We start from the raw sequence: 17013 nt of genomic DNA on the forward strand, positions 1-17013 counted from the left end.
GCAGGGCAGGGGATGACCGACAGCAACCGCGTTCCGCTCTATCGCACGATCTGGCGCTGGCATTTCTACGCCGGGCTGTTCGTCGTCCCCTTTGTTTTGATCCTGTCGGCGACGGGGGCCGCCTATCTGTTCAAGCCGCAGATCGACCGGTGGGAGGAGCGCGCATGGCGCGACCTGCCGTCGGCGGGCGCGGTCGACGCCGATGCGCGGGTCGCCGCCGTGCTCGCGGCCAATCCGGGCGCGAGCTTTCATTACTACCGCATCCCCGAAGCATCGGGCGATGCGGCGGTCGTCCATATCGGCCTGCCGGATGGGGGAATGCGCGATGTCGCCGTCTCGCCGCAGGGACAGGTGATCGGCGCCGCGGATCCCGACCAGCGCATCTCGGCCTGGCTCTCGCGCATCCACGGCACATTGCTCATCGGCCGCGCCGGCCGCCTGCTCATCGAACTCGCCGCGAGCTGGGCAATCGTGATGATCCTGACCGGCCTCTACCTATGGTGGCCGCGCGGCCGCGGCGCGGCCGGTGTGGTCTGGCCGCGGCTCTCGCTCCGGGGCCGCACCGCGCTGCGCGACCTCCACGCCGTCACCGGCTTCTGGGTTTCGGGCCTCGCGCTGATCCTGCTTTTCACCGCGCTGCCGTGGACCGAGGTGTGGGCTAGCGGCCTTCGCACCGTCCGCGCCGAAATGGGCTGGGTGTCGGGGGTGCAGGACTGGAAGGGCGGCGCCGATCCGCACGCCGCGCACGATCATCATGCGATGGCGGCCGCCCCGCCGGCCGGACCGCCTCCGCAAGCACGTCTGGAATATATCGTCCTCCGCGCCCGCAGCGAGCATATGCCCGCGCCCGCAATCATCCAGCCGCCGGGCGCACCCAATGCTTTCGGCCCGCCCAACGGCAATGTCTGGACGCTCACGACGCTCACCCAAAACCGCCCGCAGGTTCGCAAGGTGAGCTACGACCCCGAAACAAGCCTGGAGGTGTCGCGCAGCGGCTTTGCCGACAAGCATGTGATCGACCGCGCCGTCGGCTATGGCATCGCGTGGCACGAGGGCCAGCTCTTCGGCCTCGCCAACCAGTTGATCGGCGTCGCGACCGCGCTCGCGCTTTTCACGCTAGCAATATCCGGCTTCCTGATGTGGCGCCGCCGCAGACCCGATGATGCGCTCGGCGCACCGCCGCAGCCGCGCGATCCCGCAAAGCTCAAGGGCGTTGCCGCGTTGATCCTGATCCTCGCCGCGCTTCTCCCCATGCTCGCCGCCTCGCTGATCCTCCTCTGGATCGTCGAGCGATTGATCCTTCCGCGCATGCCGAGCATGGCGCGATGGCTCGGCGTTGCGGCGAAGGCCCCGGCGCGCCTATAGGTTGCCAATGGCCCGCGCCCTCCACCTGTTCGCCCTGCTCATCGCGCTGCTCCTCGCCCCGGCCGCGTTCGCGCAGGAGCGCGGCCCCGTCGTGCTCGCGGCGGCGAGCCTGCAGGAATCGCTGACCGAAGCGGCGAATGCGTGGGCGGCGAAGGGGCACGCCAAACCCGTCATCTCCTTTGCCGCCTCGTCGGCGCTCGCGCGGCAGGTCATGGCGGGCGCCCCCGCCGACCTCTTCCTCTCGGCCGACGAGGAGTGGATGGACGCGGTCGCGAAGGCCGGCCTGCTTCGCGCGGGCACCCGCACGACCTTGCTCGGCAACCGCCTCGTGCTGATCGCCCCCGCGTCGAGCAAGGTCCGCCTGACCCCGGCGCGCGGCTTCGCGCTCGCCAGGGCGCTCGGCAGCGGCCGTCTTGCGCTCGCCGATCCCGACGCGGTGCCTGCGGGCAAATATGCGAAGGCGGCGCTCACGCATCTCGGCGTCTGGACCAGCGTCGCGGCCAAGGTCGCCCCCGCCGAAAATGTCCGCGCGGCGATGGCGCTCGTCGAACGCGGCGCGGCGCCGCTCGGCATCGTCTACGCAACCGACGCGCGTGCGTCGAAAGCGGTGCGTGTCGTCGGTGTTTTTCCGGCATCGAGCCATCCGCCGATCCGCTACCCCGTCGCGCTGCTCAAGGCGTCGCGAAGCAGGGACGCCGCGGGTTTCCGCGCCTTCCTGCTGTCGAAACAGGGCCGCGCGATCTTCGTCCGCCACGGTTTTTCGGCGCCCTGATGCTTTCACCCGAAGAGTGGGGCATTGTCGCGCTGTCGCTGAAGGTCGGCGGCGTCGCGGTGCTCGCCACGCTTCCGATCGCCTTCGCGCTCGCGTGGCTGCTCGCGCGCCACCGCTTCCCCGGCCGCGTTGTCCTTGATGCGCTCGTCCATCTGCCGCTCGTCCTACCCCCCGTTGTCACCGGCTGGCTGCTGCTGATCGCCTTCGGCCCGTTCGGCCCCGCCGGGCGCTGGCTCGAAAGCTGGTTCGGGGTCAGCCTGATGTTCCGCTGGACCGGCGCCGCGCTGGCGGCGGCGATCATGGCGCTGCCGCTGATGGTGCGCGCGATGCGGCTGTCGATCGAGGGGATCGACCGGCGGCTCGAGGGCGCGGCGCGGACGCTCGGCGCGAGCCCCTGGCACAGCTTCTGGACGATCAGCCTGCCGCTCGCGCTCCCCGGCATCCTCGCCGCGCTCGTGCTCGGCTTCGCACGCTCGATTGGCGAGTTCGGCGCGACGATTACGTTCGTCTCGAACATCCCCGGCGAAACGCGCACGCTGCCGCTCGCCATCTATTCGGCGCTGCAGGTGCCCGGCGGCGAAGCGATGGTGACGCGGCTCGCGCTGCTCTCGGTCGCGCTTTCGCTCGGCGCGCTGGTGCTTTCCGAATGGCTCGTCCGCCGCACGCATCGCGAAAGGCAGCGCCATGGCGATTGATATCGACGTCGCCAGGCGTCTCGGCGACCGCAGCATCGCCGCGCGCTTCACTGCCGGTCCCGGCCTGACCGCCCTGTTCGGGCCATCGGGCGCGGGCAAGACGAGCATCCTCAACATGGTCGCGGGACTGCTGAGGCCCGACCGCGGGCATATTCGCGTCGGCGACCGCACGCTGTTCGACGGCGCCACCGACCTGCCGCCCGAGGCGCGCCGCGTCGGTTATGTCTTTCAGGACGGGCGGCTCTTCCCGCATCGCCGTGTCCGCGCGAACCTGACCTACGGCCATGACATTGTACCATCCGCGAACCGCTGGATGACCCTCGACGAGGCGACGCAATTCCTCGGCATCGGCCACCTGCTCGATCGCTGGCCGCACAGCCTGTCGGGGGGCGAGGCGCAGCGCGTCGCGATCGGCCGCGCCTTGCTCGCGGGCCCCGAAATCCTGCTGATGGACGAACCCTTGTCGTCGCTCGACACCGCGCGGCGCGGCGGTATCATGGTGGTGATCGAGCGGATTCGCGACGAGCTCAAACTGCCGATCCTCTACGTCAGCCACGACCGCGCCGAGATCGACCGGCTCGCGACCTCGGTGGTGGCGATCGGCGAATAAAGTTTCACATGAAACCATTTTGATGATAGAAGCGGTCGTATGGAAAGCCAGTTTACCCATGTCCATGACACGCCGCCGCCGGGTGCCGCGGCCGACTGGACGATTTCGCAAAATTGGGACGCCTTCACCGCCGACGAGCATGCGATGTGGGACCGCCTCTTCGCGCGCCAGTCGGATATGCTCCCCGGCCGCGCCGCCGACGCCTTCCTGCGCGGGATCGACGTGCTGCGCCTCGAAAAGCCGGGCATCCCCGATTATCGCGAGCTCAACGCGCGGCTGATGGCCGCGACGGGGTGGCAGGTGATCGCGGTGCCGGGGCTCGTCCCCGACGAGGTGTTTTTCGACCATCTCGCGAATCGCCGCTTTCCGGCGGGCAATTTCATTCGCACCCCCGAGCAGCTCGATTACCTCCAGGAACCCGACGTCTTCCACGACGTCTTCGGCCATGTCCCGATGCTCGCCGACCCGGTGTTCGCGGACTATATGGTCGCGTACGGCGAAGGCGGGCTGCGCAGCCTCAAGTTCGACGCGCTGAAACAGCTCGCGCGGCTTTACTGGTACACGGTCGAATTCGGCCTGATCCGCGAAGCCGGCGGCCTGCGCATCTATGGCGCGGGCATCGTCTCCTCTTTTGCCGAGAGCGTCTTTGCGCTCGATTCGGACAGCCCGAACCGCATCGGCTTCGACCTCGCGCGCGTGATGCGTACCGATTACCGGATCGACGATTTCCAGCAGAATTATTTCGTCATCGACAGCCTTGATCAGCTGCTCGACACGACGGTGAACACCGATTTCGCGCCGCTCTATGCCAAAAATGCCGCGCTGCCGCCGATTCCGATCGCCGACTTCCTGCCGGAGGATGAGGTGATCACGCGCGGCACACAGGAATATGCGCTCGCCAAGAGCGGCTGACCGTCACTCGCCGCTTTTACGGACCGTCGTCACCAGCTGGCGCCGCTGCTGAAAGGCTTCGCGGTCGGGCGGCACGGTATAGATCCCGCGCAGCAGCGCCGCGTCGTGGCTCGACAACTCGCGGCGCTCTGCCTCGCCGTCGAACAGCGCCAGGATCGAATCCTTCGGCGGCGGCGGATTGCTCCGGAACTCCGCGAGCGCGACCATCGCGGCATAGGCGGCGACGGCATCGAGCGGGGTGCCGTCGGCCTGTTCGACGTCGATCACGACCGTCGCCGACTGCAACGCGCGCACGACCTGCGTGCTGACGATGCTGCTGTTGTAAAGCTTCACGAAAAAGTCGCTGATCGGCATCCCGTCGCGGCTTTCGTCGCGCGTCGTGTACCACCAGCGGATCGCACCCGTGCCGTCGAGCACGCGATCGCGCGCCACCGGCGCCAGCTCGGCGAACTGGTCGGGCGCCTTGCGGCGCACTGCGCGCGCGAGGCTCCGGCCGTCCGAGCTGAAGGCGACGACGATATTCGCCTGGCAATCTGAGGGGGCGACCGGGGCGCCCGCCGCCGTGGCGACCGCTCGGACGCGCGCGTTCACGATCGCCGCGACCGTTTCATCGACCCCGACCGTGCGCGGGCATATGGGATCGACCCACCGCGCGAGGGGCTTGAGCTGCGCGATCCCGGCGCGCCGCACATATTCGGCCGCGCGTTTCTTCGCTTCTTCGCGGGTGACGGGTGTCCCCGTGACGATAATCGCATCGGGATCGTCACCGGCAACGGGCGCGGCGGCGAGCAGGGCGATGGCGGCGAACAGGCTCATGGCCGGGTCAATCGCCGCTCTTGGGCTTGGCGATCGCGGTAACCAGCTGGCGGCGGTGCTGATGGGCCTCGCGGTCGGGCGGCAGGCTATAGATAGCGCGCAGCAGCGTCTGATCCTCGCTCGACAACGCGCGCCGGTCGTCCTCGCCGTCGAACAGCGCGAGGATCGAGTTTCCGGGCGGCGGCGGGTCGCTGTCCATTTCGGCCATCGCCACCATCGCGGCGAAGGACGCCACGGCATCGAGCGGCGTGCCGTCGGCCTTTTCGACATCGATCACGACGGTCGCGGCGGTCAGCGCGCGCACCGCCTGTGTGCTGATGAGGCTCGATCCATAATGCGATAACGTCGGGCCCGCGCCGTTGATGACCGGCCCGCCGCCTTCGCTATGTCCGACGGCCCAGGGCAGCGGCGCGGTCGAGGCCGATACGGCATCGCGGCTTTGCACGCGCGTGCTGTACCACCAGCGGATCGCATCGTCGCCCTGCGCCGTCCGCTCGCGCGCCGCTGGCGACAATTCGCTCAGTTGCATGGGCGATTTGCGCAGCATCGCGCGCGTCAACGCGCCGCCGTTCGAAGTGAAGACGATGGCGATATTGGCGTCGCAGCCCGATGGGGCGACCCGCGCTCCGGCCGCGACGGCAACCTCGCCGACCCGCTTTTCGACGATGGCCGCCACTGTGTCGTCGACCCCGATGACGTGCGGGCAGACCGGTGCGATCCAGCGCGCGATCGGGCGCAATTCGGCGACACCCGTCCGGCGGACGAATTCGAGCGCGCGCTTGCGGGCTTCGTCGCCGGTGACGGGCGTGCCGGTCACGACGATAGGGTCCGGGGTGTCGCTGGCGACGGGCATGGCGGCAAGCAAAGCGACGGCGGCAAAAAGGCTCATGGCCGATTCCTCCCGGTGACTTGCGCTAGGCTAGCAAATCGCCGCGATATTTCCAGCGTTTAGCTTACCAGCTTCCGAAGCTCGCATCCGATGGGCTCGCGCGGTGGAACGCGCGTTCCTTGCGGCGCCAGCCATAGCGGCGGCGTTTGACGAGCAACAGGCACGGCCATTCGGCGCTGCCGCCGCGCGCGGCGAAGCGAAAGCCCTGTGCGCGGTAGGCGGCGAGCACCGGCTCCATCTGCCGCGCGATGAGGCCGGCCAGGATCGCATGGCCGCCCGGTGCCGTCGCGGCGGCAATATCGGGGGCGAGGGTGATCAGCGGTCCCGCAAGGATGTTCGCGATGACCAGGTCATAGGGCGCACGGTGCTTGATCGACGGGTGATTGGTCCCCGGTGCCACCGCGAGCGCGAGCCGCCCGCCGCCGCGCCCCAATGGCACATTGTTGATGCCCGCATTGTCGCGCGTCACGAAAATGCTTGCGGGGTCGATGTCCGACGCGATCGTTTTGGCGCGCGGCCACAGCGCCATCGCGGCGAAGGCGAGCAGGCCCGTGCCGGTCCCGATGTCGGCGATATTGCGTGGACTCGCCCCTTGCCGCGCGAGCCGGTCGAGCATCGACAGGCAGCCTGCCGTCGTGTCGTGCCCGCCTGTGCCGAATGCCTGGCTCGCGTCGATCAGGAAGGGGGTGCTGCCCGCGGGCACGCGGTCGGCATAGCTGCTCGTGTGGACGAAAAAGCGCCCCGCCTGCACGGGCTCCAGCCCCTGCTGGCTCAGCGTCACCCAATCCTCTTCGGGCAATTGTGCGACAACGGGTTTCTTGCCCTTCGCGCTCGGCACGAACGACTGCAGCAGCTTGAGCAGCGCTGCCCCGGGCTTGGCGTCCATATAGGCGTCGAGCTGCCAAAGCCCGGCGTCCTCGTCGATCTCGCGCGTCACCACGACCGGCGCCTCGGGCGCGGCGTCGAGTTCGGGAATTTCGCCCGACAACGCTTCGGCTTCGTCGCGGGTACAGGGGAGCGAGACGATCCAGCTCATCCGTCCAACCCTGTCACTCCATTACCCTCTTTCGTCATCCCCGCGCAGGCGGGGATCCCGCTTTTGCCGGGCCAGAAGCGGGATTCCCGCCTTCGCGGGAATGACGATGAAAAGAGGTTAGCGCACATAGCTTGCGCCGTTCACGTCGAGCACCGCACCGGTCATCGACGCAGGGGCATCGAGCGCGCACCAGCGCGCCATTTCGCCGACTTCGTCGGGCATTGCGACACGGCCCAGGGGGATGTCGGCAAGCAGTTTCTCGCCGCCGCGGCTCGCCAGATAGTCTTCGGCCATGCCCGTCATCGTGAAGCCGGGGCAGATCGCAAAGGCGAGGATACCGTCCTTGGCATAGGCGCGCGCGATCGTCTTGGTCATCGCGACCATGCCCGATTTCGACGCGGCATAATGCCAGTGCGCGGGGCTGTCGCCGCGGTACGCGGCGCGGCTCGCGATATTGACGATGCGACCGGGCGCGCCGCGTTCGTGCCAGTGGAGCACCGCATGGCGGCAGAGCTGCGCGCTCGCGGTCAGATTGACCTGCATCGTGCGGTTCCAGTTCGCGAGCCAGTCAGCGTTGGGGTCGCCCAGCGGGTTTGCCTCGAACACGCCGGCATTGTTGACGAGCACGTCGATGCGGCCGTCGAGCCGGTCGAGACTCGCCTGCCACAATCGGTCGGGGGTCGCGGGATCGGACAGGTCGCCGTCGGCGCTCGACAGCGCGACAACCTTGGTCGCACCGGTGGCGAAGGCGTCGGCGATCGCGGCGCCGATGCCGCGGCTCGCGCCGGTGATCAGGATATGCGTGCTCATGCCCCGCCTTAGGCAGCGGGGCGGGGCTTGCCAAGCGGGGGAAGTGGCTGTGTTATGCCACGCGGCGGCTGAACTCGCTCGCAGCTTGTTCCAGCTGCTGCAACCGGCCGCCCATCTTGGCGAATTCCTGGCTCAGCACGCTGATCTCGCTCGCGACCATGCCCGAATCGTTGCGGATGCTCGCGATCGTCGACGACATGCTGTCGGCGGCGAGCGCGGTTTCGTCGACCGCGGCGGTGATCGAGGTGACCGTCTGCGCCTGCGCGTCCATCGCGTCGCGGATGCGCTGTGCCGAGGTCTGCACCTCGACGATCGTCGCCTGGATCGACTGGTTGGCGCTGACCGACCCGCGCGTCGCCTGCTGGATCGCGGTGATCTTGCCCGCGATATCGTCGGTCGCGCGCGCGGTTTCGTTGGCGAGGCTCTTCACCTCCTGCGCGACGACGGCAAAGCCCCGCCCCGATTCGCCCGCACGCGCCGCCTCGATCGTGGCGTTGAGCGCGAGAAGGTTGGTCTGCCCCGCGATCTCGCGGATCAGGCCCAGGATGGATTCGATCGATTCGGCATGGTGCGACAAGGTCGCCGACATCGCGACCGCTTCGCCCGCCTGCTCGGACGCACGCGTCGCGACGCTGGCCGAGGCTTCGACTTCGCTGCGTGCATCCTCGATCGCGCGGATCAGGCCCGCGGCGGTCGAAGCGGCTTCGCGCATCGCCATCGCCGATTGTTCGGACGCCGCGGCGACTTCGCTGGTCTTGGCGATCATGCCCTTCGCCGCCTGGTCGGCCGAGGCCGCCTGCTTGGCGAGCTGCTCGCGCACCCCGTCGGTGTCCTGCACCAGCGACGCGATCGAGCGGTCGAAATCGCCCGCGAGCGTCTGCCGCTCGCTCGAGATCACCGCGCGGTCGAGCTTTTTGGCATAGCGGTGCATGATGTCGAATTCGAGCAGCGCGAGGCGATTCACCGCGCTCGTCAGCCGCGCAAGCCGTTCGGCGTCGCCGAAACAGGCTTCGACGACATATTCGATCGTCAGCCGCTGGCTTTCGGCGATGCACGACATCACCGATGCAAGCGGCAGCTTCACGCGCCGCGCCATATGGGCGTTCTGGCACGCGATCGTCGCGACCTCCTGGCCCGCGGCGTCGGCATATTTGGCCACGGTGTGGCGCGCGCTGCCGCGGACATAGGATTCGAATAATTCGCCCTCGACGCGGCGGTCGACGCTGGGCAGCGTATTGAATGCATTCCAATAGGCCGCGGCGATCGCTTCCTCGCGGCCGGCGATGATGGCGTGAATTTCCGTCGCATTGGCGGCAAGGCGCCCGTCGAGATCGTAATAGGGAAAGCGATCGGCCATCGGCACCGGATCGATCTGCTGCTTATGAATCGGATTTTCCTTCACCATGATCTTGGCTTCCCTGATCGACCCAAAAGGCGCGCGGGTCTGTCGCCCGCATGCGTCCCATGAAACTGGTGAACGGGATATGCGCTGGAAATGGTAAAAGCGGTGTTAACCCGCTGCCGGCACTGGATAGCCCTCGAACGCCTTGATCGTGCGCAGGGCAAAGGCGCTGTGCATCGCCGCGACCCCGGGCAGGCGCGACAGGCAGTGGCGGTGCAGCCGGTCGAAATCGGCGACGTTGCGCGCCGCGACGCGCAGCCGGTAATCCGACGCCCCCGACAGCAATTGGCATTCGAGAATCTCGTCGAAACTCTTCACCGCGCTCTCGAACGCGGTCAGCGCTTCTTCGCTCTGCGACGTCAGGCTGATGTCGACGAACACATCGAGCCCGAGCCCGATGCTGTCGGGGTTCAGCCGTGCGGTATAGCCGGTGATGATCCCCGCTGCCTCCAGCGCGCGGATGCGCCGGTGGCACGCCGATGCCGACAGTCCGACGATCTCCCCCAGCTCGGCGGCAGGGCGCGGGCCCTGCCGTTGCAGCAAGTCGAGCAGCTTGACGTCGATACGGTCAATCATTGTGCGCCATCGATCCATTATACGCCAAAATCGTGCAAGTATGTCGCGAATCCGCAATGGATATGCAAGCACCTCGCGAGCCATTTCTGCTAAAAGCGCCGACAAGTTTTCGGCGGCGATAGTCGATCGCCGATGACACCCATATCCGGAGAGCGACTATGATCATCGGCACCCCCAAGGAAATCAAGAATCACGAATATCGCGTCGGCCTGACCCCCGAGAGCGCACGCGAGCTCGTCGTCCACGGCCACCGCGTGCTGGTGCAGACCGGCGCGGGCGAGGGGATCGGCGCGCACGACCGCTATTATGTCGAGGCGGGCGCCGAGATCGTGCAGACCGCCGAAGAGATTTTCGCGACCTGCGAAATGGTCGTGAAGGTCAAGGAGCCGCAGCCCGTCGAGCGCGCGATGCTGCGCCCCGGGCAGATCCTCTACACCTATCTCCACCTCGCGCCCGATCCCGACCAGACGCGCGACCTGATGGCATCGGGCGCGGTGTGCATCGCGTATGAAACCGTCACCAGCCCGCACGGCGGCCTGCCGCTGCTGAAGCCGATGAGTCAGGTCGCAGGGCGCATGTCGATCCAGGCCGGCGCGACCGCGCTCGAAAAGGCGCATGGCGGCCGCGGCGTGCTGCTCGGCGGCGTGCCCGGCGTCGCACCGGGCAAGATCTGCGTGATCGGCGGCGGCGTCGTCGGCTTCAACGCGGCGCAGATGGCGGCGGGCCTCGGCGCCGACGTCACCATCCTCGACCGCGATCCCGAAGTGCTCGAACGCGTCGGCACCTTCTTCGAGGCGCGCGCCAAGACGCGCTTCTCGAACCGCGCGAACCTCGCCGAATGCGTCGCCGAGGCCGACCTTGTGATCGGCGCGGTGCTGATCCCCGGTGCCGAGGCGCCCAAGCTCGTCACGCGCGAGATGCTCGGCACGATGCGCCCCGGCTCGGTGCTCGTCGACGTCGCGATCGACCAGGGCGGCTGTTTCGAGACGAGCCACGCGACGACCCACGCCGATCCGACCTATGTCGTCGACGGCATCGTCCATTATGCCGTTGCGAACATGCCCGGCGCGGTCGCGCGCACCAGCACCTATGCGCTCAACAACGTGACGCTGCCGCACGCGCTGCGCATCGCCGATCTGGGGTGGAAAGACGCTTTGAAACGCGACGTGCATCTTGCGCAGGGTTTGAACGTTTGGAATGGTAAGGTGACGTTCGAAGCCGTAGCCGAAGCGATCGGAACCGATTATGTGCCTGTCGAACAGGCGCTCGCCTGACAAAAGACAAAAGGACATAGAGAGACGATGACCGATCCAGTGGCACCTCCCCCGCCCGAAGAAGAGGAAAACGAAGTGCTGCGCGCCGCGCGCGAGCGCCAGCAGCAGCGCGAAGCCGCCGAGGCGGCGCAGGCGGCCGATGAGGAAGAGGCCAAGGGCAAGCGCGGCTGGAAGACCGCGGCCGCCGCTGGCCTCGGCATCGGCTCGGCCGCGGTGATCGCGGCCTTGCTCTACGCGAACCGCGGCAAGATCAAGTGAGGCATGTCCCCGTGTCCGCGCCCGTGACCGGGCCGGGGGCTCTTTGATGCGCATAATCGCCGCCCTTTGGGCCGTCGCGGCCGGGCTCGCGGCGTTCCAGCCTGCGCTCGCGGCGCCGGGCGCGTCCGCTTTCCCGTGGACCGCGCCCGCGACGACGCAAGTCGTCACCGAGGACCGCCGTTTTATGAGCGGCGACACCGAGCTGTCGGGAACGCTGATCCTGCCGCGGAGTGCGCGGCCTGTGGCGGTCGTCGTCGTCACGCACAGCGCGTCGTCGCCGCTCCGTGGCGCGTCGCTTTACGATCATCTCAAGACCGCCCTGCCCGCGCTCGGCATCGCGGTTTTCGTCTATGACCGGCGCGGTTCGGGACAGTCGGGCACGAAGACAGCCGGCGGCGACTTCACGCTCCTCGCCGACGATGCTATCGCGGCGGCGCAGAGCCTGAAGGCCGATCCGCGCATCGACCCGAAGCGCATCGGCACCTGGGGGCTGAGCCAGGGCGGCTGGATATCGCCGCTGGCGGCGTCGCGAAGCCCCGATATCGCCTTTGTGATCGCGGTGTCGGCGCCGGTCGTCACCGCCGACGTGCAGATGCTCTTCTCCTCGACCAACCACCTCAGGGCGAACGGCCATTCGCAGGCCGAGATCGATCAGATGACCGCGACGCGCAAGGCGGTCGACGATTATATGCGCGGAACGGCGAGCCGCGAGGCCGCGCAGAAAATGATCGATGCGGCAAAGACGCAGCCGTGGTTCAAATATACCTATATGGGCGAAACGATCCGCGACCGCGCCGTTTCGGGTTGGCGCCGCGAGATCGAGAATGATCCGCTGAAGAATCTGTCGGCGGTCAGCGTGCCGACGCTCGTCCTGTATGGCGCCGACGATGCGGTGGTGCCGGTCGCCGTCTCGGTCGAGCGCCTGAAGGCGGTCGCGGCGCAGATGCCGAAACTGACGGTGCACAGCATCGCGGGCGCCGATCACGCGATGGCGATGTCGGTCGATCAGAAAATCTCGCTCGATCCCAAGCACGACGGCACCGAACGGCCGGATTCGTCCGAATATATCGCCATTCTTGCCAGCTGGCTCGCGCTCAACGGGTATGTGACGCGCTGAATATCGCGGAAGGCGGCGATTTTTTTGCCTATGCTCCTAAGCAATTGCATATCGCGGCGGGAAGGCTTAACCGGCACCGCATCGACCGTTTAGAGTCAAGACAGGGCTGATATGGCTGGCAACGAACCGAGTGCGCGTCCGCGCTCCCCGCATTTGCAGGTATATAAATGGACCCCCGCGATGGCGGTCTCGATCCTTCATCGCGCGAGCGGTGACGGTCTCGCGATTGTTGGTGCGTGCATGTTCCTATGGTGGCTTGGCGCGCTCGCGGCCGGTCCCGACGCGTATGCCGCATTCCTCGCCTGCGTCTGGCACGATCCCAGCCCCGAGGTCGGCATCGTTCACCAGATCACCAATATCGTCGGCAAGGTCGTGCTTGTCGGCCTGACCTGGGCCTTTTTCCAGCATCTCTTTTCGGGGCTGCGCCACTTCGTGCTCGATACGGGTGCCGGTTACGAACTGAAGACCAACAAGCTCTGGTCGATCGCCGTGATCACCGCGGGCGTCCTCGCGACCGCCGCGACCTGGCTCTATATCATGGCGGAGGCACTCTGATGGGCAATGGCACGCATCTGGGCAAGGTCCGCGGCCTCGGCTCGTCGGGGCATGGCTCGCAGCATTGGCTGCAACAGCGGCTGACCGCGCTCGCCAATATCCTCCTCGTCGGCTTCCTGTTCGTTTCGCTGGTCCGTCTGCCGCTCGGCGATCATGCTGCGGTGTTGCGCTGGGCATCGAATCCCACCGTCGCGCTCGCGCTGATCCTGATGGTGGTCAGCGTCTTCTGGCACCTGCGGCTGGGCCTGACGGTGCTGATCGAGGACTATGTCCATGGCGAGGCGACGCGTCTGCTGTCGCTCGTCCTTCTCAACTTCTACGCGATCGGCGGCGCCGCCTACGGCATTTTTGCCATTGTCCGTATCGTGCTTGCGCCCGCCGCCGGGCTCGCTCCGGGGGGCATGTAAGATGACCGACGCCTACAAGATCATCGACCATATCTATGACACCGTCGTCGTCGGCGCCGGCGGCTCGGGCCTGCGCGCCACGATGGGCAGCGCCGAAGCGGGGCTCAAGACCGCGTGCATCACCAAGGTGTTCCCGACGCGCAGTCACACCGTCGCGGCGCAGGGCGGCATCGCCGCCAGCCTCGGCAACAATTCGCCCGACCATTGGCAGTGGCACATGTACGACACCGTCAAGGGCTCCGACTGGCTCGGCGACCAGGACGCGATCGAATATATGGTGCGCGAGGCACCGAACGCGGTCTACGAACTCGAACACGCCGGTGTGCCGTTTTCGCGCAACGCCGACGGCACCATCTATCAGCGCCCCTTTGGTGGCCACATGCAGAATATGGGCGAAGGCCCGCCGGTGCAGCGCACCGCCGCCGCGGCCGACCGCACCGGCCATGCGATGCTCCACGCGCTCTATCAGCAGTCGCTGAAATATGACGCCGACTTCTTCGTCGAATATTTCGCGCTCGACCTGATCATGGAAAATGGCGCCTGCCGGGGCGTCATCGCGATGTGCCTCGAGGATGGCAGCATCCACCGCTTCCGCAGCCAGGCCGTCGTGCTCGCGACCGGGGGTTACGGCCGCTGCTATTTCACCGCGACCTCGGCGCACACCTGCACCGGCGACGGCGGCGGCATGGTGCTGCGCGCCGGGCTGCCGCTGCAGGACATGGAATTCGTCCAGTTCCACCCGACCGGCATCTATGGCGCGGGCGTGCTCATCACCGAGGGTGCGCGCGGCGAGGGCGGGTATCTGACGAACTCCGAAGGCGAGCGTTTCATGGAACGCTATGCCCCGTCGGCAAAGGATCTGGCATCGCGCGACGTCGTGTCGCGTTCGATGGCGCTCGAAATCCGCGAAGGCCGCGGCGTCGGTCCGCACAACGACCATATCTATCTGCACCTCGACCATATCGATCCCGCGGTGCTTGCCGAGCGCCTGCCCGGCATCACCGAAAGCGGCAAGATTTTCGCGGGCGTCGACCTGACGCGCCAGCCGCTCCCCGTCGTGCCCACGGTCCATTACAATATGGGCGGCATCCCCTGTAACTATCATGGCGAAGTCGTGACCTTGGGCAAGGACGGCCCCGACACCGTCGTCCCCGGCCTGTTCGCGGTCGGCGAAGCCGCGTGCGTGTCGGTCCATGGCGCCAACCGCCTCGGCTCGAACAGCCTGATCGACCTCGTCGTCTTCGGCCGCGCGACCGGGCACCGCCTAAAGGAAATCCTGAAGCCCGGCGCCGCACAGGCCGCGCTGCCCAAGGACAGCGCCGATCTCGCGCTCGGCCGCCTCGACCATTTCCGCAACGCCAATGGCGGGTCGCCAACGGCCGAGATCCGCACCGAGATGCAGCGCGCGATGTCGGCCCATGCCGCGGTGTTCCGCACCGACGAACTGATGGCGGAGGGCAAGGAAAAGCTCACCAAGACCTATCAGCGGATGAACGACGTTCATGTCACCGACCGCAGCCTGATCTGGAACACCGACCTCATCGAAACGCTCGAGCTCGACAATCTCATCGCGCAGGCGACGGTGACGATGCATTCGGCGTTCAACCGCAAGGAAAGCCGCGGCGCCCACGCGCACGAGGATTTCCCGAACCGCGACGACGCGAACTGGATGAAGCACACGATCAGCTGGTTCGACGGCTGGGGCGGCAAGGGCGGCGGCGTCCGCCTCGATTACCGCCCGGTCCACGAATATACGCTGTCCGACGACGTCGAATATATCAAGCCGAAGGCGCGCGTTTACTGATCGGTTTTAGCGGATAAGCGGGGTCGCGAGCGATCGCGGCCCCGTTCGCTTGATTATCGGCTTCGCTACTCGCCGAACAGGCTGCGCACCGGGTTGATGTCGGAAAAGGGCACATCGACGTCGTTGCCCATGATCCACAGCTTCTGGCACGCGATGGCAAAGAACATCACCGCGATCGTCCAGACGATAAAGGTCTTGCGGGCGATCCAGCGGCGCTCGGCCTCTTCGGCCCTGGCACGGGCCTTATAGTCGATGCCCAGCTCGCCTTCGAATTCGGCGACAAGCTGTGCGCGGCGGGTACGCGAAATATTCGCGATACTCGCGTCTCCCTCTTCGCTTGTCGATCGGCGTTTTGCCATGATCCACCTTGGCCCAGCTAGTCCTGTTCATAGCTATAGCGCCCAGCTCCTGCCAATTGGTTAACCCGGCGCTATCGGCTCGTCGCAATCCCGATCAATTTGATGCGCGCGCTCGCCCCGCGAAGCAGCGTCAAATCGCGCGGCGGGCGGCCGAGCGCCGCGGCGAGCAGGCGCAGCACCGCGTCGTTCGCGGCGCCGTCGGAGGGCGGGGAAGTCACACGGACATGCACGCTTTCGTCCTCGACCCGGATCTCGTCGTGACGCGCACCGGGCGTGACCCGCACTGCAATCCGTCCCGACGCTGCGAGTGCGCGGAGCGCCTCGGTCAGCGCCGGGTCGGGGCGGGTTTTCAGACGGTGACGACCAGCTTGCCGACCGCCGTCCGGTCGCCGAGCTTGGCGATCGCCTTGCCGCCGTCGGCGAGGGCGAAGCTCTCGGTCACCCGCGGCTTGATCTTGCCCTGCTCCCACAGCTGGAACAGTCGCGCGATATTGGCGCGGTTGCGCAGCGGTTCGCGCGCCACAAATGCACCCCAGAACACGCCCGCGACGTCGCAGCTCTTGAGCAGCGTCAGATTGAGCGGCAGGCGCGGAATGCCCGCCGGGAAACCGACGACGAGATAGCGGCCCTCCCATGCGATCGAACGCAGCGCGGGCTCGGCATAATCGCCGCCGACCGCGTCATAGATGACGTTCGCGCCATTCGGGCCAACGGCTTCCTTGAACTTGTTCGCAAGCTCCTTCGACTGGTCCTTGTCGAACGGCTGGCGGCCATAGACGACGACCTCGTCGGCGCCCGCCTGACGTGCGATGTCGGCCTTTTCCTCGCTCGACACGCCGGCGACGACGCGCGCGCCGAATGCCTTGCCCAGCTCGACCGCGGCAATGCCGACGCCGCCCGATGCGCCGAGCACCAGCAACGTGTCGCCTTCCTCGATGTGCCCGCGATCGACCAGCGCATGGATGCTGGTGCCATAGGTCATCAGCAGCGAGGCGCCCGCGGCGAAATCATGTGCCTCGGGAAGGTGATAGACATTGTGCACCGACACCGCGACGGCTTCGGACATGCCGCCATTGCCGCAGCCCGCGATCACGCGGTCGCCGATCTTGAACTCGGTTACGCCCTCGCCGATCTCGGCGACCAGCCCCGCGACTTCGCCGCCGGGGGCGAAGGGGCGTTCGGGGCGGAACTGATATTTATCCTCGATGATCAGCACGTCGGGAAAGTTGACCGCGCAGGCCTTCACGTCGATCACGATCTGGCCCTTGCCCGCGGTCGGGCGCGGCAGTTCGCCCAAGGTGAGCGTTTCGGGGCCGCCGGTTGCGGTCGACAAGAGAGCCTTCATCATCTTCTCCT

20 protein-coding genes are annotated in these 17013 nt (G+C 67.1%); 11 read left to right on the forward strand and 9 right to left on the reverse strand.

All coding sequences use genetic code 11. From position 1 onward, the window contains the following. Positions 1 to 12 precede the first annotated feature (12 nt). From J2X38_RS13750 to phhA, 5 genes are read left to right on the forward strand one after another with little or no spacing between them, the layout of a single operon-like run. Positions 13 to 1365, forward strand: a complete 1353-nt coding sequence (locus J2X38_RS13750) for a PepSY domain-containing protein (RefSeq protein ID WP_310254960.1) — start codon at positions 13 to 15, stop codon at positions 1363 to 1365. A 7-nt stretch (positions 1366 to 1372) separates the two neighbouring features. Further along, complete coding sequence (modA, locus tag J2X38_RS13755; RefSeq protein WP_310254962.1) at positions 1373 to 2137, forward strand: molybdate ABC transporter substrate-binding protein; 765 nt, start codon at positions 1373 to 1375, stop codon at positions 2135 to 2137. Beyond that, the gene (gene modB / locus J2X38_RS13760) at positions 2137 to 2832 is read left to right on the forward strand and encodes a molybdate ABC transporter permease subunit (protein ID WP_058539640.1); all 696 of its coding nucleotides are present in this window, start codon (positions 2137 to 2139) and stop codon (positions 2830 to 2832) included. Before modA ends, modB begins: the two co-directional genes overlap by 1 nt. After that, the gene (locus J2X38_RS13765) at positions 2822 to 3442 is read left to right on the forward strand and encodes an ATP-binding cassette domain-containing protein (RefSeq protein WP_310254963.1); all 621 of its coding nucleotides are present in this window, start codon (positions 2822 to 2824) and stop codon (positions 3440 to 3442) included. Before modB ends, J2X38_RS13765 begins: the two co-directional genes overlap by 11 nt. A gap of 39 nt (positions 3443 to 3481) precedes the next feature. Further along, complete coding sequence (gene phhA / locus J2X38_RS13770) at positions 3482 to 4354, forward strand: phenylalanine 4-monooxygenase (RefSeq protein ID WP_137892856.1); 873 nt, start codon at positions 3482 to 3484, stop codon at positions 4352 to 4354. Positions 4355 to 4357: 3 nt separating this feature from the next. Here phhA and J2X38_RS13775 read toward each other — a convergent pair whose 3' ends face one another. From J2X38_RS13775 to J2X38_RS13800, 6 genes are all read right to left on the reverse strand, one after another. Then, positions 4358 to 5170, reverse strand: a complete 813-nt coding sequence (locus tag J2X38_RS13775; protein WP_310254965.1) for a hypothetical protein — start codon at positions 5168 to 5170, stop codon at positions 4358 to 4360. Positions 5171 to 5177: 7 nt separating this feature from the next. Beyond that, positions 5178 to 6059, reverse strand: coding sequence for a hypothetical protein (locus tag J2X38_RS13780; RefSeq protein WP_310254967.1), 882 nt, complete (start codon positions 6057 to 6059; stop codon positions 5178 to 5180). 64 nt (positions 6060 to 6123) lie between these two features. Further along, positions 6124 to 7095, reverse strand: coding sequence for a 50S ribosomal protein L11 methyltransferase (locus J2X38_RS13785; RefSeq protein WP_310254969.1), 972 nt, complete (start codon positions 7093 to 7095; stop codon positions 6124 to 6126). Positions 7096 to 7212: 117 nt separating this feature from the next. Continuing rightward, positions 7213 to 7905 (reverse strand): SDR family NAD(P)-dependent oxidoreductase, encoded by a 693-nt coding sequence (locus J2X38_RS13790; RefSeq protein ID WP_058539646.1) that lies wholly within the window; start codon positions 7903 to 7905, stop codon positions 7213 to 7215. A gap of 52 nt (positions 7906 to 7957) precedes the next feature. Then, on the reverse strand, positions 7958 to 9310 hold the full coding sequence (locus J2X38_RS13795; RefSeq protein ID WP_058539647.1) for a methyl-accepting chemotaxis protein: 1353 nt from the start codon (positions 9308 to 9310) through the stop codon (positions 7958 to 7960). Positions 9311 to 9415: 105 nt separating this feature from the next. Then, positions 9416 to 9883, reverse strand: a complete 468-nt coding sequence (locus J2X38_RS13800; RefSeq protein WP_310254974.1) for an Lrp/AsnC family transcriptional regulator — start codon at positions 9881 to 9883, stop codon at positions 9416 to 9418. A 158-nt stretch (positions 9884 to 10041) separates the two neighbouring features. On the opposite strand from J2X38_RS13800, the gene ald reads away from it, so the two are divergent. From ald to sdhA, 6 genes are all read left to right on the forward strand, one after another. Beyond that, a complete protein-coding gene (gene ald / locus J2X38_RS13805; protein WP_058539648.1) occupies positions 10042 to 11157 on the forward strand; it encodes an alanine dehydrogenase in 1116 nt (371 codons plus the stop codon). Between the two features lie 27 nt (positions 11158 to 11184). Further along, positions 11185 to 11415 carry a hypothetical protein gene (locus tag J2X38_RS13810; protein ID WP_058539649.1) on the forward strand — a complete coding sequence of 77 codons (231 nt, stop codon included), beginning with the start codon at positions 11185 to 11187 and terminating at the stop codon, positions 11413 to 11415. Between the two features lie 46 nt (positions 11416 to 11461). Continuing rightward, entirely contained in the window at positions 11462 to 12532 is a 1071-nt protein-coding gene (locus tag J2X38_RS13815) for an alpha/beta fold hydrolase (RefSeq protein ID WP_310254977.1), read from the forward strand. 111 nt (positions 12533 to 12643) lie between these two features. Continuing rightward, a complete protein-coding gene (gene sdhC / locus J2X38_RS13820) occupies positions 12644 to 13087 on the forward strand; it encodes a succinate dehydrogenase, cytochrome b556 subunit (protein WP_137892875.1) in 444 nt (147 codons plus the stop codon). Continuing rightward, complete coding sequence (gene sdhD, locus J2X38_RS13825) at positions 13087 to 13494, forward strand: succinate dehydrogenase, hydrophobic membrane anchor protein (protein WP_058539652.1); 408 nt, start codon at positions 13087 to 13089, stop codon at positions 13492 to 13494. Before sdhC ends, sdhD begins: the two co-directional genes overlap by 1 nt. A 1-nt stretch (position 13495) precedes the next feature. Continuing rightward, positions 13496 to 15298 carry a succinate dehydrogenase flavoprotein subunit gene (gene sdhA, locus J2X38_RS13830; RefSeq protein WP_137892876.1) on the forward strand — a complete coding sequence of 601 codons (1803 nt, stop codon included), beginning with the start codon at positions 13496 to 13498 and terminating at the stop codon, positions 15296 to 15298. Between the two features lie 65 nt (positions 15299 to 15363). Here the strand turns inward: sdhA and J2X38_RS13835 are convergent, their stop codons facing one another. From J2X38_RS13835 to J2X38_RS13845, 3 genes are all read right to left on the reverse strand, one after another. Further along, positions 15364 to 15657 (reverse strand): hypothetical protein, encoded by a 294-nt coding sequence (locus J2X38_RS13835; protein WP_058539654.1) that lies wholly within the window; start codon positions 15655 to 15657, stop codon positions 15364 to 15366. A gap of 71 nt (positions 15658 to 15728) precedes the next feature. Next, positions 15729 to 15941, reverse strand: coding sequence for a DUF167 domain-containing protein (locus J2X38_RS13840; RefSeq protein WP_310254981.1), 213 nt, complete (start codon positions 15939 to 15941; stop codon positions 15729 to 15731). A gap of 65 nt (positions 15942 to 16006) precedes the next feature. Further along, the gene (locus tag J2X38_RS13845) at positions 16007 to 17002 is read right to left on the reverse strand and encodes an NADPH:quinone oxidoreductase family protein (protein ID WP_310255465.1); all 996 of its coding nucleotides are present in this window, start codon (positions 17000 to 17002) and stop codon (positions 16007 to 16009) included. Positions 17003 to 17013 lie beyond the last annotated feature (11 nt).

The organism is Sphingopyxis sp. BE235, assembly GCF_031457175.1.
Taxonomy (GTDB): Bacteria; Pseudomonadota; Alphaproteobacteria; order Sphingomonadales; family Sphingomonadaceae; genus Sphingopyxis.

Excerpts from the sequence above, each read along its gene's own strand:
- J2X38_RS13750 (WP_310254960.1), top strand. The coding sequence starts at position 13 with ATGACCGACAGCAACCGCGTTCCGCTCTATCGCACGATCTGGCGCTGG.
- modA (WP_310254962.1), top strand. The coding sequence starts at position 1,373 with ATGGCCCGCGCCCTCCACCTGTTCGCCCTGCTCATCGCGCTGCTCCTC.
- modB (WP_058539640.1), top strand. The coding sequence starts at position 2,137 with ATGCTTTCACCCGAAGAGTGGGGCATTGTCGCGCTGTCGCTGAAGGTC.
- J2X38_RS13765 (WP_310254963.1), top strand. The coding sequence starts at position 2,822 with ATGGCGATTGATATCGACGTCGCCAGGCGTCTCGGCGACCGCAGCATC.
- phhA (WP_137892856.1), top strand. The coding sequence starts at position 3,482 with ATGGAAAGCCAGTTTACCCATGTCCATGACACGCCGCCGCCGGGTGCC.
- J2X38_RS13775 (WP_310254965.1), bottom strand. The coding sequence starts at position 5,170 with ATGAGCCTGTTCGCCGCCATCGCCCTGCTCGCCGCCGCGCCCGTTGCC.
- J2X38_RS13780 (WP_310254967.1), bottom strand. The coding sequence starts at position 6,059 with ATGAGCCTTTTTGCCGCCGTCGCTTTGCTTGCCGCCATGCCCGTCGCC.
- J2X38_RS13785 (WP_310254969.1), bottom strand. The coding sequence starts at position 7,095 with ATGAGCTGGATCGTCTCGCTCCCCTGTACCCGCGACGAAGCCGAAGCG.
- J2X38_RS13790 (WP_058539646.1), bottom strand. The coding sequence starts at position 7,905 with ATGAGCACGCATATCCTGATCACCGGCGCGAGCCGCGGCATCGGCGCC.
- J2X38_RS13795 (WP_058539647.1), bottom strand. The coding sequence starts at position 9,310 with ATGGTGAAGGAAAATCCGATTCATAAGCAGCAGATCGATCCGGTGCCG.
- J2X38_RS13800 (WP_310254974.1), bottom strand. The coding sequence starts at position 9,883 with ATGATTGACCGTATCGACGTCAAGCTGCTCGACTTGCTGCAACGGCAG.
- ald (WP_058539648.1), top strand. The coding sequence starts at position 10,042 with ATGATCATCGGCACCCCCAAGGAAATCAAGAATCACGAATATCGCGTC.
- J2X38_RS13810 (WP_058539649.1), top strand. The coding sequence starts at position 11,185 with ATGACCGATCCAGTGGCACCTCCCCCGCCCGAAGAAGAGGAAAACGAA.
- J2X38_RS13815 (WP_310254977.1), top strand. The coding sequence starts at position 11,462 with ATGCGCATAATCGCCGCCCTTTGGGCCGTCGCGGCCGGGCTCGCGGCG.
- sdhC (WP_137892875.1), top strand. The coding sequence starts at position 12,644 with ATGGCTGGCAACGAACCGAGTGCGCGTCCGCGCTCCCCGCATTTGCAG.
- sdhD (WP_058539652.1), top strand. The coding sequence starts at position 13,087 with ATGGGCAATGGCACGCATCTGGGCAAGGTCCGCGGCCTCGGCTCGTCG.
- sdhA (WP_137892876.1), top strand. The coding sequence starts at position 13,496 with ATGACCGACGCCTACAAGATCATCGACCATATCTATGACACCGTCGTC.
- J2X38_RS13835 (WP_058539654.1), bottom strand. The coding sequence starts at position 15,657 with ATGGCAAAACGCCGATCGACAAGCGAAGAGGGAGACGCGAGTATCGCG.
- J2X38_RS13845 (WP_310255465.1), bottom strand. The coding sequence starts at position 17,002 with ATGAAGGCTCTCTTGTCGACCGCAACCGGCGGCCCCGAAACGCTCACC.